This window comes from Parabacteroides sp. AF21-43, assembly GCF_003635435.1.
Lineage (GTDB): Bacteria > Bacteroidota > Bacteroidia > Bacteroidales > Tannerellaceae > Parabacteroides > Parabacteroides distasonis.
In genome coordinates, this window is sequence record NZ_QTMG01000028.1 from 1 (window position 1) to 17,634 (window position 17,634).

Genomic DNA, 17,634 nt, shown 5'->3' on the forward strand with positions numbered 1-17,634 from the left:
AAAGTGGTTATAAAAATCTTCCAGAATTACGAAAAAAATCAGAAAAGTAAACCGAGTCATGAAGATAAGTGCGTTGTTATCCTTGGCTTTCGCATGCACTGTATCCGCTTCTACCTATGGACAGAATTATAAGCTTTCCATGAATAAACAGGATTGCAGTATATCGGAAGTGCTAAAAGAAATAGAGAAAAATAGTGAGTACACGTTCTTCTTGAATGATAATCAAGTAAATGTAAATAGGAAAACGAGTGTAAAAGCAAATAATGCTTCGTTAGAGGAGGTCTTAGAGCAAGCCTTGAAAAATACGGGATACCAATATGAGATTGTAGACCGGCAGATTATAATTAAGTCAAAGAGTGTTTCAAGTGTCTCACATCCGAATGCCTTATTCCAGTCTTCGCCACGAAAGATTACCGGGCAAGTAAAAGATGCCTTGGGAGAACCCATTATCGGGGCGAATGTTGTCGTTAAAGGCACTACGAACGGAACGATTACGGATATCGATGGAAACTTCAGTCTGGAAGTACCGGACAATGCGATCTTGGTAGTTTCTTTTATTGGTTATACGGATCGTACGGTCGAGGTTGGTAATTCTTCGAAAGTAATGGTCAGCCTGTCCGAGGATACCCAGAAGTTGGATGAGGTTGTGGTCGTAGGTTACGGAATGCAGAAGAAAGTGAATTTAACAGGAGCGATCTCCTCTTTGGATGCGGAGACGTTGGAGAATCGTCCGATCACCAACTCGACCCAAGCGTTGCAAGGTACGCAAGGTGTTTACGTAAATCAAGCGGGTGCTCAGCCGGGAGCGGACGGGGCGACGATTCGTATTCGTGGTCAGGGAACCTTGAACGATAATAATCCATTGATTTTGGTGGATGGCATCGAGTTCCCGTTGGAAGCGGTAAATCCGAATGATATTGAGAGTATTTCCGTATTGAAAGATGCGGCTTCTTCCGCTATCTACGGTTCTCGTGCGGCGAATGGCGTTGTCTTGGTAAAGACAAAGGGGGGAAAGAAAGGTAAGTTTACCGTCGATTATAATAACTATTTCGGCGTGCAGCAGGCTACCTATCTGCCTAACTTCGTATATGATCCGGTCGTGTTTATGGAAATGAGAAACCAAGCGCAACGGAACGAAGGTAAACTAACGGTGGATTATTCTGATGCGTTAATCGAGGAGTACAAACAAGGTATGTTAACAGACCCGATTATGTATCCGCAGAATAATTGGTTGGATATTATGTATAATAATGCCTTTATTATGGAGCATAACATGCGTTTCTCCGGAGGTGATGATAAATATACGTATTCCGTATCTTTAGGCTATGGTGATCAAAATGGAGTATTGCGTGGAACGGATTCCAATAAATATACCTTAGCTGTGAATACGACTGCTCAGGTAAATAGCCGTTTGAAGATCGGCGCTAATATCAATGCGCATTATCAGATCTATAATGAGCCGGTAGCGGGTGTGGCAAACTTAGTGGAGATGACTTATAAAGCGCAGGCTTTCCACCCGACTTATACGGCCGATGGTCGCTATGCGGATACCTTTATCCGTACTCCTGGGCATAATATCTATCGCCATCCGTTGGCGTTGGCCGATGAGGGCGAGAACAAGCATAAGTCCTTGCGTATGTTGGCGAATTTGTCTGCGGAATATAAGCTTCCGTTTGATATCGTTTATAACTTGAATGTCGGTTTAAACAAATATGATTATCTGCAATCTCGTTTTGCGCCTGATGTATACGAATATCAGTTGAAGACCAATGAGGAGAAACGAGTGGTTTATGACGGTCAGAATACACGCCATGCCTATAAAGGTGATAAGAATGACTTGGCAGTTACAGTATTCAATACTTTATCTTGGGGCAAGAAGTTCAATGATGCCCATGACGTAAAAGTATTGGCTGGCTATAGTTTTGAGAGCGATGATAAGACTGAGTTTTCCGCTAAGGTAGAAGGTTTCTTAGGGAACGAGTTGCACGAATTAAACGCAGGTTCTAGTAATCCGAGTGTAGCGGGTACTTCCTCGAGATCAGTCTTGATGTCTTACTTTGGTAGGGTGAATTATGGTTATAAGGATCGTTATTTATTTGAGGGTAACTTTCGCTATGATGGTTCGTCTCGTTTTGCCAAAGGAAATCGTTGGGGTATTTTCCCATCATTCTCTGCCGGATGGCGTTTGAGCGAGGAAGAGTTTATGAAAGATATTCCTTGGATATATAATCTGAAATTGAGAGCTTCTTGGGGACAATTGGGTAACGAGCGTATCGATTTGTTCCGTTACGTGGACCTAATGAACTTGAAGGTGATAAAAAATGATGGTTCAATTACGGATTATAACTACCCGTTAAATGGAGCGATGCAATCCGGAGCGGCTATTACCGCCTATAACGATCCGAACATCACATGGGAGACAACGACCATGACGAATGTCGGTATTGACGCTAGCTTGTTAAACGGAAACTTAGATTTCTCTTTCGAGTTCTTTGATAAACGTACTTCCGACATCTTGCGAAAGGTTACTTTGCCGGATCAAGTAGGTGGTCTGGATGGCCCGATCCGTAATATCGGCGAGGTGAGCAATAAAGGTTTCGAGTTGAATATGGGATATCGGAACAATATCGGGGACTTCCGTTACGAGGTAAATGGAAATATGACCTTTATCAAGAATAAGATCGTTAGCTTGAAGGGGCAAACAATCATTGATGGAATGTTTATCTTGGAAGAAGGAAAGCCTATCGATTCTTATTATATGCTTCATGCTATCGGTATTTTCCAATCTGAGGAGGAAATCAAGAATAGTCCGTATCAAACCGCAGCTACTAAACCGGGATATCTGAAGTTTGAGGATACGAATGGAGATGGGAAAATTACCGAAGATGACCGCCAGATACGTGGTGGTGTGATTCCTAAGATAACTTATGGATTCAATATCAACTTAGGATATAAGGATTGGGATCTGGGCGCTTTCTTCCAAGGTGTAACTGATGTCTATACATATGGAGACCGCATTGGTGCTACTCCTTTATGGTTTGGTTGTGGTTTGCCGGAACAATGGTTGACGGATGCTTGGACTCCCGAGCGGGGAACCAGCGCTACATTGCCTATCTTGACTACGTATGAAGGATGCTTGAACGAGAATTTCCGTACAAATGATTTCTGGTTGAGAAATGCCTCTTATTTACGTTTGAAGAACTTGCAACTTTCTTATAACGTACCGGCCTCTTTCTTGAAAAGCGGTGTGGTTAAGAGATTAAAGGTCTTTGTCAATGCGCAAAACTTATTCACGTTCTCTCCGATGAAGGATTTTGATCCGGAGAAGAACTTGAAGGGAAGCAACTGGTATGCCTATCCGTCTGTACGGACTTATACGGCAGGTGTTAATGTCACATTTTAAATAATAAGGAATAATAATATGAGACGTAAAATATATAAGATGATATGTGTCGCTGTCGCTTGTATGAGTTTAATCGCTTGTGATAGCTGGTTGGATGTAGATCCTTCCGATCAATATTCCACGGAAACATTCTGGAAGACAAAAGAGCATGCGAGCGCCGGTATAATGGGATGTTACAACGCATTGAAACCTTGGCGTTCATTGCATACGATGGAATTCGATATGCTGACAGCGAATGCGATGCCTTATAACGAGGCGAATGGTACGCAAGCGATTGGAAAGGGTGAACATTTGTCTACTACGGCTCTAATCGGAAGTTTATGGAAGAACTGTTACGTTGGTATTGGCCGTACGAATACTTTCATCGCTAATGTCGGAGGTGTTGATATGGATGAGTCGGAGAAGGCGAAGATGGTGGGTGAAGCCAAGTTCTTACGAGCTTTCTATTATTTAAGTCTGGTCGATAAATTCGGAGGTGTGCCACTGATTATAGATGCTCCCAATGCGGATGAGCAAGCCGAATTACCTCGCAATTCCAAGGACGAGGTAGTGAATCAGATTGTCAAGGATTTGGAGGAGGCCGCTGCCGTGCTACCGGACACCTATGCTAGCTCAGACTTGGGACGTGCGACAAAAGGTGCTGCGTTAGCGTTAAAAGCCCGTACTTTATTATATAATTCTCGTTGGGCGGAGGCGGCCCAAGCTGCTAAGCAGGTAATGGAGTCTGGCGTTTATCAATTATTCAATGATTATCGTCATTTCTTTAGCGAAGATAATAAATATAATTGTGAGGTAATCTTTGATATAGAAGCGAAATTGCCGGAGTATCCAACGGATTATGATCAGAATATCTGGCGCTTGAATCGTCCGGCTCCCTTGAAGGAACTGGTTGATACATATCTCTGTATTGACGGGAAGACGATAGAAGAGTCACCGCTTTATGATCCGACTCGTCCGTATGAGAACAGAGATCCTCGTTTATTGAAATCGATCGTTTGCATCGGTTATCCGTATTTAGGAAAGACGATCACAAAAGAAGATGTGGCGACTACGGGTTTCGGTGTGAAGAAATACACTTCTTATGAGGATGATGTAACGATTCCTTTAGTAGAACGTTCGGCTTTCAATTTCATTTTGATTCGTTATGCGGAAGTTCTGTTGACGTATGCCGAGGCGCAGAATGAGGCGAGTGGTCCTGATCAGTCAGTTTATGATGCCATCAACCAATTGCGTAGGCGTCCGGATATCAATATGCCGGAAGTACCAAAAGGTTTGACGAAAGATCAGATGCGTGAGGTAATCCGCCGTGAACGCCGTATTGAGTTGACCTTTGAAGGACTCTACTATTCGGATATCTTGCGCTGGAAAACCGCCGAGAAAGAAAATAATGGTATGATGCATAATTATGAGGGAATAGAAGTCGTGAAACGTTCTTTTAATCCGAAACGAGATTATTTATGGCCGATCCCTTATAACCAAACAGTCTTGAACCCTAATTTGGAGCAAAATCCGAACTGGGATTAATTCTTGGGTAAATTAAAAACTGTTATCTTTGAAGTGCCAAACACAGGATGGCACTTCAAAGCCAATATTTCAATAAATAATATCATGAAGAATAAACTAATGTTACTGACGGCCGCCTCAGCTTTTTCAATGGCAGGCATAGCCGCTGATTACACGAATATCGTCCTAATCAATTTGGATGATGTGGGTTACGGAGATTTTTCTTTTAATGGAGCTTACGGATATACCACTCCGAATATCGATAAGATGGCGGCGGAAGGCGTTCGTTTTACGCACTTTTTGGTAGGACAGCCGATCAGTGGAGCCTCTCGTGCCGGCTTGTTGACCGGCTGCTATCCGAATCGTATCGGTTTTTCCGGCGCTCCGGGGCCAGATTCGAACTACGGTGTCCATCCAGAGGAGATGACGATCGCAGAGGTATTGAAACAGAAAGGATATAGTACCGCTATCTTCGGTAAATGGCATTTAGGTAGCCAAAAGGAGTTCCTCCCCTTGCAAAATGGCTTCGATGAATATTATGGGTTGCCGTATTCTAACGATATGTGGCCTTTCCATCCGCAACAAGGTGAGGTCTTTAATTTCCCGGATTTGCCGACTTATGACGGAAATGAGATTATCGGTTATAATACGGACCAAACACGGTTGACTACGGATTATACCACCCGTTCTGTTAATTTCATCAAGAAGAATAAGAATAAGCCTTTCTTCTTGTATCTGGCCCATAATATGCCCCATGTACCGTTGGCCGTTTCCGATAAATTCAAGGGAAAGAGCGAGCAGGGTTTATATGGCGACGTGATGATGGAGATCGACTGGAGTGTAGGTGAGATATTCAAGGCATTGCGTGAGCTGGGCTTGGAAGATAATACGTTGGTGATCTTGACTTCCGATAATGGCCCTTGGACCAATTACGGGAATCATGCCGGTTCAGCCGGTGGGTTACGTGAGGCAAAGGCTACGACCTTTGATGGTGGTAACCGGGTTCCTTGTATCATGTACTGGAAAGGTAAGACGTTACCGGGCACGACTTGTAATAAGTTAGCTTCTAATATCGACCTTCTTCCTACGTTCGCCGAGATCACGCAGGCTCCGCTTCCTCCTCGCAAGATTGACGGAGTAAGTATCTTGCCGTTGATCGAGGGTAAAAAAGACGCCAACCCACGTGAGTCTTTCGTCTATTACTATCGAAAGAATGACTTGGAGGCTGTTACGGATGGAATGTTCAAATTGGTATTCCCCCATAAATATGTTACTTATGGGGCTTATGAGCCGGGAAACGACGGCCAGCCGGGTAAGTTGACGAATCTGGAGATCATGAAGCCGGAGATGTACGACCTGCGCCGTGATCCGGGAGAGCGTTATAACGTGATTACCCAATATCCGGAGGAAGCCGCTAAATTGATGAAGATCGCGGACCAGAAACGCCATGAGTTAGGGGATGACTTGACTCGTATGAAGGGTACGGAACGTAGGGAACCGGGTTTAGTACAAGGGAAAAAACGTCATGACTTATGAAACAATCGATCATTAGTATCGGAATGACTGCCTGTTGTCTTTCGGGAAACGGGCAGTCTCTCTTTGCCGCCAATAAACCGGCGCAAGAGGAACGTCCCAATATCTTGTTTATCCTATCGGATGATCATACTTCCCAATCGTGGGGTATTTACGGGGGCGTGTTGGGGGAATATGCCCGCAACGAGAATATCCGTCGCTTGGCTGCGGAGGGTTGCGTATTGGATAATTGTTTTTGTACGAACTCGATCTCTTCTCCGAGTCGCGCGGCGATCTTGACCGGAGCCTATAGTCACGTGAACGGTGTCTACACGTTAAGTGATTCTTTTGATCCGGAGCAGGATAATATCGCCAAGCAAATGCGGGCGGGAGGCTATCAGACCGCTTTGGTCGGTAAATGGCATCTGAAAACGCAACCGCAAGGTTTCGACTTCTATTCCGTGTTCCATGACCAAGGCGAGTACCGAGACCCTACTTTTATAAATTGTACGGAACCTTGGCCGGGTGAGCGTAATTTCGGGGAGCGGGTACGAGGTTTCTCCACGGATATCGTGACAGATAAGGCGATCCGTTGGATGAAAGAGGCCGATAAGGACCGGCCTTTCATGATGTGTTGTCATTTCAAGGCTACACACGAACCTTGGGATTTTCCAGAACGGATGAGGCATTTGTATGACGGCGTTGTTTTCCCGGAACCGGAGAACTTATTTGATTGGGGGCCGGAGACGAATGGACGTACTTTCTCCGGACAGCCTTTGGAGGAGTTGGCCCGTCGTTGGGACGTGGCGTCGCAAGACCCTGATAAATGGTGGTGCCGGTATCCGGAGTTGCCTTTTACGACGAAGGGGATGCATCGATCTGCCGCCCGTAGCGCCGCTTACCAGAAATTGGTGCGCGACTATCTGCGTTGCGGGGCTACGATCGACGATAATATCGGGAAGTTATTGAAAGCGCTGGACGATATGGGAATCGCCGATAATACGATCGTGGTGTACGTATCCGACCAAGGTTATTTCTTAGGAGAGCATGGTTTCTTCGATAAGCGTATGATGTATGAGGAGTCTCTACGTATGCCTTTCGTGATCCGTTACCCGAAAGAGATCCCGGCGGGGACCCGCAATAAGGATATGATCTTGAACGTGGATTTTGCCTCTTTGCTGGCGGATTACGCAGGCGTGAAGACCCCGAATGAATCGCAGGGCCATAGTTTTCGCGATAATCTGAAAGGAAATACCCCAAAGGATTGGCGTAAGGAGATGTATTATCGTTATTGGACCCAACATTCGAACCGTCCGGCCCATATGGGTATCCGTAATGAGCGGTATAAACTGATGTTTTTCTATGGCGACCGTCTGAATATGACTGGTTCGGAGGATAAGACCACGACACCAGCATGGGAGTTTTACGACCTTCAATCCGATCCTCGTGAGAATCACAACGCTTACAACGATCCCCAATACGCCAAGATCATCCGGCAAATGAAGGAGGAGATGCTGAAGCTGCGGAAAGAGGTCAAGGATGAGGACACGAATACTCCTAGGATGAAGGAGATTATGGAGACCTATTATTGGTAAAAAGAAATGCCTATACTGGTATCGCCTCATGCCACTACTCTTGAGGGCTTGAGGCGATACTGTTGTAGCCTTACGCCACTATTGCCATCGCCCCTCGTCAATACTTGTACAGGACAGCGATGTTTTTAACATATATGATTATCTCTGTTTCGTTAACTCATAAGCCTCTATCACGCATTCCAAAGCGCAAGCGTTTGCTGCCGAGTTTTCCTTGTGGAAAGGGCCGTACCAATAACAACCGAAGCTTTTGGATGTGGGATCATAATCTTTTGTGATGATGGATTCCGCATTTTTCAAGATGAAATCTTTATAAGCCGGATTCTTTGTCACTTCATACAGGAAGGCTAAATGACGGATGAAGATACCCTTAAATTGGACACCGTCGTTGCTATCATCGATCTCGGGCTTCATTTCACGGAGAATACCCTCGTCAGTTATCAATTGTGTGGTGATGGTAGCGTCGGCGATCTTTTCCGCTAGTTCCAAATAAGATTTATCGTTGGTTTGGAGATACATCTCGGCTAAGACAGCGATGGCTACGCCTTGGTTATAGGTGTAGTGGGCATTTCGGTTGGGGGTACAATCGTCTTTGGTACCGTCTTCGATTTGGTAGATGTTCGTATTGATCATGCCGGTTCGCATATACCAATCTACGTTCTTCTTGAACCAGTCGAGGTATGCCGGATTCTGGGTCGCTTTATATAAACGGATCGCCGTAAGGGAGAATAAGTTGTTGGCAATCGAGTTCTTGTAATGCAGTGGATTCTTCTTCCAGAAAATGCCGCCTCCGCAAGCGTCGCTCCAGCCGGTTGTCATATCATCGAATATGATCTCGGCCATATCTAGGTACTTTTTCTCTCCGGTCAGTTTGAAGGCCTCGATCCATGCCAATGCCCACCAACCCTCGTCATCGTAATAATCGTTGATGAAGTTGTCGCAATAACGGGGAGTACCGGTTGAGTCTACGCCTACTTGGTAATGACGGGCTTTCTCGAATACATCCTCTATGACAGAAGGGATGGCCGGATCTTTGATTACGGCACCGTAGCGAATGGTGGCGGTTAATACGTTCGCCGAGTTCCACCAGCCTGCTGTTTCCCAGATACCGGTCGTGTCGTTTCTCCAGCTTAGGGAGGTTTGTACGCATTCTCGCATCTTTCCTTCAAAAGGGGAAAGTTTGCTACAGGATAGCATGAAAAATACAAGCAATACGCTTGTCAGGAAATGTTTGTACATACGTATTTATTAAAATAAGATTAGATTAAGCTACAAAGATAAATGATCTTTTTGAACTTTATTTAAACTTTGTACCTTTGTCTGACGGAATCTAAGATACTTCAATATTAATCATAAAAGAAAAACACGGTAAGATGAAAAAGCAAATCTTATTTATTTGTTGTGCGGTAATCGCATACTGCCTGAGCGCCTGTAATACGGCACCTCAGCAAGTGCCTTTGAAAGAGAAGAATCTGCCAAAGCATGTAATCTTGATTGGTTTCGACGGCTTGAGCGCCCATTGCTTGAATAATGGGGCGGATATGCCTACTTTCCGTAAGATGATGGCGGAAGGTGCTTCCACGTTAGAGAATCGTTCGATCCTGCCTTCGTCGAGTGCTTGTAATTGGGCTTCCATGTTTATGGGAGCAGGACCGGAGTTGCACGGATATACGGAGTGGGGATCTCGTACGCCGGAGCTTCCTTCCCGTGTCGTGAATAGCGACAACCGTTTCCCGAATATCTTCGGCATGTACCGGGATAAGGCTCCCGAGGCTGAGATTGGCTATATCTATGAGTGGGAAGGCATGAATTATCTGGTGGATACCTTGGCCATGAGCTTCCGTAAGCATGCCCCGATGTCGGCTGAGAACCCGAACGGATGTACCCCGGTAGCCGTTCAGTATATCAAGGAGAAGAAGCCGAACCTTTGCGCGATTATATACGATCAGCCGGATGGTACCGGACATGGCAAGGGATGGAGTTCCCCGGAGTATTTCGCCATGGTGAATCATTTGGACAGTTGCTTGACGCAAGTGATGGACGCCGTTCGTGAGGCGGGTATCATGGATGATACGGTGGTTATACTGACGGCCGACCACGGCGGTATCGAGACCGGTCACGGTGGCAAGACGATGAACGAGATGCAAACCCCGATCGTTTTCTATGGAAAGAACGTAAAGAAAGGCTTCAAGATCCCGGAGAGCACGATGGTATATGATATCGCCGGTACGATGGCTTACCTATTGGACGTACCGCAGCCGCAGGTGTGGATCGCCCGTCCGATATTATCAGCTTTCGAGGATAATTAAAAACATAGATCATGAAGAAAGTTATTTATTCTTTTATTTTTCTTTTTTGCGCCGTATTAACCTTACAGGCGGAGACAATGGTGGTTGCCACCTATAATTTGCGTAACGCCAACGGCGGCGATTCCACGAACGGTAACGGTTGGGGACAACGCTATCCCTACATCGCCCAGATCGTACAATTTCACGGGTTCGATATCTTTGGTACCCAAGAGGGCAAATATCCGCAATTGCAGGACTTGAGGCAAGCCATGCCCGGATATGATTATATCGGTGTGGGACGTGACGATGGTAAGCGGGCGGGAGAGCATTCGGCTATCTTTTACCGCACGGACAAGTTCGAGGTTTTGGAGCATGGCGATTTCTGGCTATCCGAGATCACCGACCGTCCGAATAAGGGCTGGGATGCCGTCCTTCCCCGTATCTGTACGTGGGGTGAGTTCCGGGATAAGCAAACCGGTTTCACTTTCTTGTTCTTCAACCTTCACATGGACCATGTAGGCGTACAGGCACGTGCCGAGAGCGCCAAGCTGATCTTGGAGAAGATCAAGGAGTTCCCCAAGAAACTTCCCGCTATCCTTACCGGCGATTTCAACGTGGACCAAACAAGTGAGTCCTATCAGTTGTTAGATGGTTCCGGTATCATGCGTGACTCTTATGAGATCGCTGATTTCCGCTATGCCCCGAATGGTACCTTCAACGGTTTCCATCCGGACCGCAAGACCGATAGCCGTATCGACCACCTTTTTCTTACGAAAGAATTTGAGGTGAAGAAGTATGGAATCTTAACGGATACTTATCGCTCCGAGGCGAAAGAAAGCGCCCGGAAGGAGCAAAACGGTAATTTCCCGAAAGAGGTGTCATTGAGTAAATATGAGGCCCGTACCCCTTCCGACCACTTTCCCGTAATGATCGTTGTGGAAGTAAAAGACTGAGGTTTTAGAAAAATTGGTTATTATTAACCCCGTAATCTTTATCAAATTTGTTTAGATCTTGTTATATAATCAGAATATTGACTAAAACGATCTAAACAAATTTGGTATGATACGTAAATTATTGATTCGTGATTTGACTCTTCGCGATGGTCAGCAATCGGCATTCGCTACAAGAATGTCTCAAGCGCAAATAGACCGTGTACTTCCTTACTACAAAGACGCAGGCTTTTACGCCATGGAAGTATGGGGTGGGGCGGTTCCCGATTCCGTGATGCGTTATTTAGGTGAGAATCCGTGGGATCGTTTAGAGATCATCAAAGAGAAAATAGGTAATTCCTCAAAACTATCCGCTCTTTCCCGTGGGCGTAATTTATTCGGTTATAATCCTTATCCCGACGAGATTATAGAAGGCTTTTGCCGGAACTCGATTCGTTCCGGTATCGATATCATGCGTATTTTCGATGCTTTGAACGACGTGGATAACGTGAAATCCACGATCCGTTATGTGAAGAAATTCGGGGGAAAGGCCGACTGTGCCATCTGTTATACGATAGATCCTCACCATTCCCCGGTAGAACGTATAAAAGCCGCCTTGCATGGACGGCCCTTGCATAAGCCTGTTTTTACGAATGAGTATTTCTTAAACAAGGCCCTTCAACTGGAGTCGCTGGGCGCAGATATGATCACCCTGAAGGATATGAGTGGTTTGATACCTCCGGCTCGTACGGCGGAATTGGTGCGATTGTTCAAGAAGAGCTTGAAAGTACCGGTAGATTTTCATACGCATTGTACGCCCGGTTACGGATTGGCGTCGGTCGTATCCGCCATTATCAATGGGGTGGATATCGTTGATACGAATATATGGAACTTCGCCGGAGGACCAGCTGCTCCCGCAGTAGAACTGGTCTATATCTTCTGCAAGAAATTGGGTATCGAGCTGGATCTTGATATGGATGCGATCGCTAAGATCAACAAGGAATTATTGACGATCCGCAAGGAACTTTCCGCATTCGATACCGCTAAGAAATTCCCAAGGCCCTTTAATCCCGTAGAGGATAGTTTCCCCGCCGAGATCGACCGCTTCTTCAACGATGCCATCGAGGCCGCTCGGAAAGATAAGGAGGACGATTTGCTGCTTTATTGCCGTGCGATCGAGGAGTATTTTGATTTCCCCGAGCCGAACGAGTTGGTGAAAAAAGCGCAGATCCCGGGAGGTATGTACACAAATATGGTTGCCCAGTTGAAGCAATTGGGGCAGATCGACTTGTTGGAGAAGGCGATGTCGCTCATTCCGCAAGTACGGATGGATGCCGGCTTGCCTCCGTTGGTGACGCCTACGAGCCAGATTATCGGGGCGCAAGCGGTTTCCTGTGCGCTGGATGAGCTGAAAGGCCGCCCGATGTATAGTAATCCTTCCAACCAGTTTATCGCCTTGGTAAAAGGAGAGTATGGCAAGACGCCGATTCCGGTAGATCCGGCGTTCCGGTTGAAAATCGCCGGCGTACAAAATGAGGTGCCTTACGACGGTTCCCATTACGTGATGCAAGAGAATCCTGTATTGGAGGATTTGGATGTGTTATTGGCTGAGAATGAGAAAGAAATACTGTTGCTGGAGTTATTCCCGACGGTAGCCCGTACATTTTTAACTAAATGGAAAGAACAAAAAGCGAGATCGAATGTTTAATAGTAGAAAGTCTTCAAATTTGGCATCCGTCATCTATTATATGTACGTTGCCGTTTAAACGGTGATACGAAAAGGCTCTCCGAATGGTAAGCGAACCATGGGAGAGCCTTCTTTATTTTATAAAGTGACTTTTTCGCGGACTTTACAAAGGGATCTTGTCTATACGACGTTGGTGGCGACCACCCTCAAAAGGTGTATCCAAGAATATCGCAACGATTTTCTTAGCCTCTTCCTTGCTGATAAAACGACCGGGCATTGATAACACGTTCGCGTCGTTATGCTCACGTGCCAGTTTCGCGATATCCTCTTGCCAGCATAAGGCGGCACGGACACCCCGATGTTTGTTCAAGGTCATACTAATGCCATTCCCTGTACCGCAGACAGCTATTCCCGGATAAACCTCGCCAGCTTCTACGGCCTTGCCCATCAGATGGGCGAAATCCGGATAATCGCAACTGTCAGAGGAATAAGTTCCAAAATCTTTATAAGACAATCCCCTTTCATTGAGGATTGTCTTTATATATTCTTTTAACTCAAAACCAGCGTGATCGCTACACAAACCTACTATACCCATCTTTATGCTAATAATTCTTTTACTTGGTTATAAACGTTCTTAGCCGTGAAACCTAATTTCTCGTCCAATACTTTGTAAGGGGCGGAGAAACCGAAGGATTCAAGTCCCCATACCTTGCCGTTAGGACCTACCAACCCTTCCAGATTAACCGGAAGACCAGCGGTTAAGCCGAAAATCTTGCTTCCTGCGGGAAGAATGGATTCTTGGTACTCTTTGCTTTGTGAACGGAATAGACCTTCGGAAGGTACGGAAACGATACGAACCTTTATGCCATCGGCACGAAGTAGGGCGGCGCCCTCGACCAAAGTCGATACCTCGGAACCGGAAGCCAAAAGAATTACATCCGCGTTAGCGTCTTCATTGACGATATAGGCACCCTTTTCCGCTTGCAAAGCCTCTTGATAGCGGTTTTCCTTAGCGGGAAGATCTGTGATATTCTGACGGGAAAGAATCAATGCGGTAGGAGTGTAAACGTTCTCCATCGCTAGTTTCCATGCGACTGTTGTCTCCACAACGTCTGCCGGACGAAGTACCAACATGGAGTTGTGTCCCTTATGATTCTTCAATTTCTCTAATAAACGAACTTGAGCTTCTTGCTCTACCGGCTCGTGCGTAGGTCCGTCTTCTCCAACACGGAAAGCGTCGTGTGTCCAGATGAACTTAACGGGCTGCTCCATCAACGCGGCCATACGTAACGCAGGCTTCATGTAATCGGAGAATACGAAGAAAGTACCGCAAGCGGCGATCACGCCACCATGTAAAGACATACCGATACAGATACAAGCCATAGAAAGCTCGGCTACACCCGCTTGGAAGAAAGCTCCGCTAAAGTCGCCTTTCACGAAAGCATGGGTCTTTTTCAAGAAGCCGTCTGTCTTATCGGAATTGGAAAGGTCGGCGGAAGCGACGATCATGTTTTCTACATGGGTAGCAAGCACTCCTAATACGGTAGCGGAAGCGGCACGGGTCGCTTGGTTCGCTTTCTGCTCGATTGCGGCCCAGTCGATTTGAGGAGCCTTTCCGGAGAACCATTGCTCCATCTTAGCCGCTAAGTCCGGGTGAGCTTTCGCCCATACGTCTTTCACGGCGTAACGTTCGGCGACGATTACTTCCAGTTCTTTCGCACGTTTGGCATATAATTCGGCTACCTCAGGAAGGATTGCGAACGGATGTTCCGGATCGCCTCCTAGGTTCTTGATCGTATCTGCGATGGAAGCTCCTGCTGCGGATAAAGGTTGTCCGTGAGTAGATACCTTATTCTCGTAACAGCTGTTATCAGCGCCGACAGCACCTTTCCCCATAACGGTGTTACCGATGATCAAAGTCGGTTTGGAGATCTCTGCCTTAGCCTCTTTTAAAGCCTTGCGGATCTCGTTTACGTCGTTACCGTTTATTTGAATGACTTTCCAGCCCCAAGCCTCGTATTTCATGGCTACGTTCTCCGCGTCAACGTCTTCTACCTTGGTAGATAGCTGTACGTTGTTAGCGTCGTAGAACATGATCAAGTTGTCCAGTCCTAAAGTTCCGGCGATACGTCCGGCACCTTGGGAGATTTCCTCTTGGATACCTCCATCGGAAATATATGCGTAAATAGTCTGGTTCATTACTTCCTCACCCAGACGTGCTTTCAAGAATTTAGCCGCGATAGCCGCACCTACCGCATAAGTATGTCCTTGTCCCAACGGGCCGGACGTATTTTCGATACCACGCATAACGTCTACCTCAGGATGTCCCGGAGTAACGCTTCCCCATTGGCGGAACTGTTGAAGTTCATCCAATGTGAATTTGCCGCTTAAAGTCAGTACGGAATAAAGCATCGGAGACATATGCCCCGGGTCAAGGAAGAAACGATCGCGTCCTTCCCATTTGGGATTCTTGGGATCGTATATTAAGAACTCTGAGAACAGTACGTTAACAAAGTCTGCACCACCCATAGCGCCACCCGGGTGCCCGGAGTTCGCTTTCTCCACCATTGACGCAGCCAGTATACGGATGTTATCAGCTGCTTTGTTCATTACTTGAATATCGTTCATTTTATCAGATGAATTATTTATTTGACTGCAAAGATAATCAAACTCTTTGTAAGAGCCGTTATATCAATCAAACAATTCCTTTTCGGTAAAGGTTCCTATCTTCTTATATTTTTGATAAATTGAGAGATATTTAAGATAGCCCGCTGAGCGCCTTATTCTTGCGGGTATACATCATTCGGATTAGAGCGAGAAGTCGAAACCCTGTTCAACCCATTTGTTGTATTTTTTCTCGTTGAATTTGTAGAGGAAAGCTCCTCGTTTAGAACTTTTCTTGTCTTTGATATCCAGTTTTTCCAGAATATCCATGGCGTTTAGCTTTTTGCGGAAGTTTCGTTTGTCTAAAAGGGTTTGGTAGATGGCCTCATACAATGTCTGTAGTTGGGGCAAGGTAAATTGCTCGGGAAGCAAATTGAAACCGATAGGGCGGCTTGCCGCTTTCTTTTTAAGGACGGACAACGTATCGTTTATCATTTGGTTATGGTCGAAAATCAAGTCAGGAAGCTCGGATATCTTGGTCCAAGTAGCGTTATGGTTTTCCAAGATCTCGGGACTAAAATCATTCATATTCACCAAGGAATAGTAAGCTACGGAGATAACCCGTTCCCCTAAGTCACGTGATACATCTCCGTAAGCCCCTATTTGTTCCATAAAAAGATGCTCGATGCCCGTGCAATCGGTTAATACCCGTGATGCTGCTTCATCCACGCTTTCCCCGGATTTCACGAAGCCTCCCATAAGAGACCACTGTCCTTTCATCGGCTCGAACGAACGTTTGTATAATAAAACATTCAACTCCTTATTGTTAAACCCTAGAATGATACAATCTACGGCAACATAGAATTTTACTTCGTCTTGATAAAAAGCTGCTGACATCGTTTTATGGATTTTAAAGATTAACAGAGCTTGCGTGCTCCGTCGCTGATTACTACATTATATAATTTAGGTTCACGGCCAAACTTCTCTTTATAAGCGGAGAAGGCTTTCTTCACGAAATCGTCGTACAACTCATCCTTAACCAAGTTGATCGTACAACCGCCGAATCCTCCACCCATGACACGAGAACCCGTTACACCACATTCCTTGGCGATATCGTTCAAGAAATCCAGTTCCTCGCAGCTAACTTCATAAAGCTTGCTCATACCTTGATGCGTGCCGTACATCTTTTCGCCGACAGTCTCATAGTCGCCTTTCTCCAAAGCGGCACATACGTCGAGTACACGTTGGATTTCCTCGATAACATATTCGGCACGCATGTAATCCTCTGCGCTGACATCCGCTTTTACCTCGTTCAGCATCTCCATCGTAGCGTCACGTAAGAACTCTACTTTCGGATGGTTGCGGCGAATGGCGGCTACCACGTTCTCGCAGGATTTACGGCGTTTGTTGTAGGCTGAGGACGCCAACTCATGCTTAACGACCGAATCCAATAACACGAGTTTGTAACCAACCGGATTAAACGGATAATATTTATATTCCAAAGAACGGCAATCCAAGCGGATCAAACTTCCGGCCTTGCCGAATACGGAAGCGAATTGGTCCATGATACCGCAATTCACGCCACAATAATTATGTTCTGTAGCTTGACCGATCTTAGCCAACTCGAATTTATCGATATTCAATGAGAATAAGTCATTCAATGCGAAAGCATAAGTACTTTCCAATGCGGCGGAAGAAGACATTCCAGCGCCCAGAGGCACGTCTCCAGCGAATACGGTATCGAAACCTTGGATATTACCACCTCGTTTAATAATCTCCCGGCATACGCCAAAGATATATCTTGCCCAGCTTGCGGAAGGAGCGTCCTCCTCGGTCAAGCCAAATTCAGCGTAATCATTTAAGTCGATGGAGAACGCCCGGACTTTGCCCGTCCCATTCGGTTTGATCTCGGCGATCATCCCTTTATCTACAGCACCCGGAAAAACGAAACCTCCATTATAATCAGTGTGTTCACCGATCAAGTTAATACGTCCCGGGGATGTGTATAAGCTACCTTCGGTATTAAATAACTCTTTAAATTTAGTTCTGATTTTTTGTTGCATGATACTTAATTTGATTAAGGTAAATAATTGAATAAACAAGAAGAAATTACCCA

Annotated in this window: 12 protein-coding genes; 7 read left to right on the plus strand and 5 right to left on the minus strand. The window is 45.8% G+C overall.

Annotation, left to right across the window (positions count from 1 at the left end):
• The first annotated feature begins 58 nt into the window (after positions 1–58).
• The 4 genes from DWX84_RS16855 (at position 59) to DWX84_RS16870 (ending at position 8,013) form a co-directional block, all read left to right on the plus strand.
• Positions 59–3,403, plus strand: coding sequence for a TonB-dependent receptor (locus tag DWX84_RS16855; protein ID WP_122377570.1), 3,345 nt, complete (start codon positions 59–61; stop codon positions 3,401–3,403).
• Between the two features lie 18 nt (positions 3,404–3,421).
• Complete coding sequence (locus DWX84_RS16860) at positions 3,422–4,927, plus strand: RagB/SusD family nutrient uptake outer membrane protein (protein ID WP_122377571.1); 1,506 nt, start codon at positions 3,422–3,424, stop codon at positions 4,925–4,927.
• An 84-nt stretch (positions 4,928–5,011) separates the two neighbouring features.
• The gene (locus tag DWX84_RS16865; RefSeq protein WP_009274937.1) at positions 5,012–6,442 is read left to right on the plus strand and encodes a sulfatase; all 1,431 of its coding nucleotides are present in this window, start codon (positions 5,012–5,014) and stop codon (positions 6,440–6,442) included.
• The gene (locus DWX84_RS16870; protein ID WP_122377572.1) at positions 6,439–8,013 is read left to right on the plus strand and encodes a sulfatase; all 1,575 of its coding nucleotides are present in this window, start codon (positions 6,439–6,441) and stop codon (positions 8,011–8,013) included. Before DWX84_RS16865 ends, DWX84_RS16870 begins: the two co-directional genes overlap by 4 nt.
• A gap of 138 nt (positions 8,014–8,151) precedes the next feature.
• On the opposite strand, the gene DWX84_RS16875 is transcribed toward DWX84_RS16870, so the two are convergent.
• Positions 8,152–9,249, minus strand: coding sequence for a glycoside hydrolase family 76 protein (locus tag DWX84_RS16875; protein ID WP_122377573.1), 1,098 nt, complete (start codon positions 9,247–9,249; stop codon positions 8,152–8,154).
• Positions 9,250–9,383: 134 nt separating this feature from the next.
• On the opposite strand from DWX84_RS16875, the gene DWX84_RS16880 reads away from it, so the two are divergent.
• The 3 genes from DWX84_RS16880 (at position 9,384) to DWX84_RS16890 (ending at position 12,935) form a co-directional block, all read left to right on the plus strand.
• A complete protein-coding gene (locus tag DWX84_RS16880; RefSeq protein WP_005858107.1) occupies positions 9,384–10,319 on the plus strand; it encodes an alkaline phosphatase in 936 nt (311 codons plus the stop codon).
• Between the two features lie 11 nt (positions 10,320–10,330).
• Positions 10,331–11,251, plus strand: coding sequence for an endonuclease/exonuclease/phosphatase family protein (locus DWX84_RS16885; RefSeq protein WP_005858105.1), 921 nt, complete (start codon positions 10,331–10,333; stop codon positions 11,249–11,251).
• Positions 11,252–11,357: 106 nt separating this feature from the next.
• The gene (locus DWX84_RS16890) at positions 11,358–12,935 is read left to right on the plus strand and encodes a carboxylase (protein ID WP_122369282.1); all 1,578 of its coding nucleotides are present in this window, start codon (positions 11,358–11,360) and stop codon (positions 12,933–12,935) included.
• Positions 12,936–13,077: 142 nt separating this feature from the next.
• Here the strand turns inward: DWX84_RS16890 and rpiB are convergent, their stop codons facing one another.
• The 4 genes from rpiB to galK form a co-directional block, all read right to left on the minus strand.
• Complete coding sequence (rpiB, locus tag DWX84_RS16895) at positions 13,078–13,509, minus strand: ribose 5-phosphate isomerase B (protein ID WP_122377574.1); 432 nt, start codon at positions 13,507–13,509, stop codon at positions 13,078–13,080.
• Positions 13,510–13,511: 2 nt separating this feature from the next.
• Positions 13,512–15,542, minus strand: coding sequence for a transketolase (locus DWX84_RS16900; RefSeq protein ID WP_122377575.1), 2,031 nt, complete (start codon positions 15,540–15,542; stop codon positions 13,512–13,514).
• Positions 15,543–15,722: 180 nt separating this feature from the next.
• Complete coding sequence (locus tag DWX84_RS16905; protein ID WP_036610602.1) at positions 15,723–16,415, minus strand: NUDIX domain-containing protein; 693 nt, start codon at positions 16,413–16,415, stop codon at positions 15,723–15,725.
• A gap of 20 nt (positions 16,416–16,435) precedes the next feature.
• Complete coding sequence (gene galK / locus DWX84_RS16910; protein ID WP_048927859.1) at positions 16,436–17,581, minus strand: galactokinase; 1,146 nt, start codon at positions 17,579–17,581, stop codon at positions 16,436–16,438.
• Between the last annotated feature and the right edge of the window lie 53 nt (positions 17,582–17,634).

Excerpts from the sequence above, each read along its gene's own strand:
- DWX84_RS16855 (WP_122377570.1), top strand. The coding sequence starts at position 59 with ATGAAGATAAGTGCGTTGTTATCCTTGGCTTTCGCATGCACTGTATCC.
- DWX84_RS16860 (WP_122377571.1), top strand. The coding sequence starts at position 3,422 with ATGAGACGTAAAATATATAAGATGATATGTGTCGCTGTCGCTTGTATG.
- DWX84_RS16865 (WP_009274937.1), top strand. The coding sequence starts at position 5,012 with ATGAAGAATAAACTAATGTTACTGACGGCCGCCTCAGCTTTTTCAATG.
- DWX84_RS16870 (WP_122377572.1), top strand. The coding sequence starts at position 6,439 with ATGAAACAATCGATCATTAGTATCGGAATGACTGCCTGTTGTCTTTCG.
- DWX84_RS16875 (WP_122377573.1), bottom strand. The coding sequence starts at position 9,249 with ATGTACAAACATTTCCTGACAAGCGTATTGCTTGTATTTTTCATGCTA.
- DWX84_RS16880 (WP_005858107.1), top strand. The coding sequence starts at position 9,384 with ATGAAAAAGCAAATCTTATTTATTTGTTGTGCGGTAATCGCATACTGC.
- DWX84_RS16885 (WP_005858105.1), top strand. The coding sequence starts at position 10,331 with ATGAAGAAAGTTATTTATTCTTTTATTTTTCTTTTTTGCGCCGTATTA.
- DWX84_RS16890 (WP_122369282.1), top strand. The coding sequence starts at position 11,358 with ATGATACGTAAATTATTGATTCGTGATTTGACTCTTCGCGATGGTCAG.
- rpiB (WP_122377574.1), bottom strand. The coding sequence starts at position 13,509 with ATGGGTATAGTAGGTTTGTGTAGCGATCACGCTGGTTTTGAGTTAAAA.
- DWX84_RS16900 (WP_122377575.1), bottom strand. The coding sequence starts at position 15,542 with ATGAACGATATTCAAGTAATGAACAAAGCAGCTGATAACATCCGTATA.
- DWX84_RS16905 (WP_036610602.1), bottom strand. The coding sequence starts at position 16,415 with ATGTCAGCAGCTTTTTATCAAGACGAAGTAAAATTCTATGTTGCCGTA.
- galK (WP_048927859.1), bottom strand. The coding sequence starts at position 17,581 with ATGCAACAAAAAATCAGAACTAAATTTAAAGAGTTATTTAATACCGAA.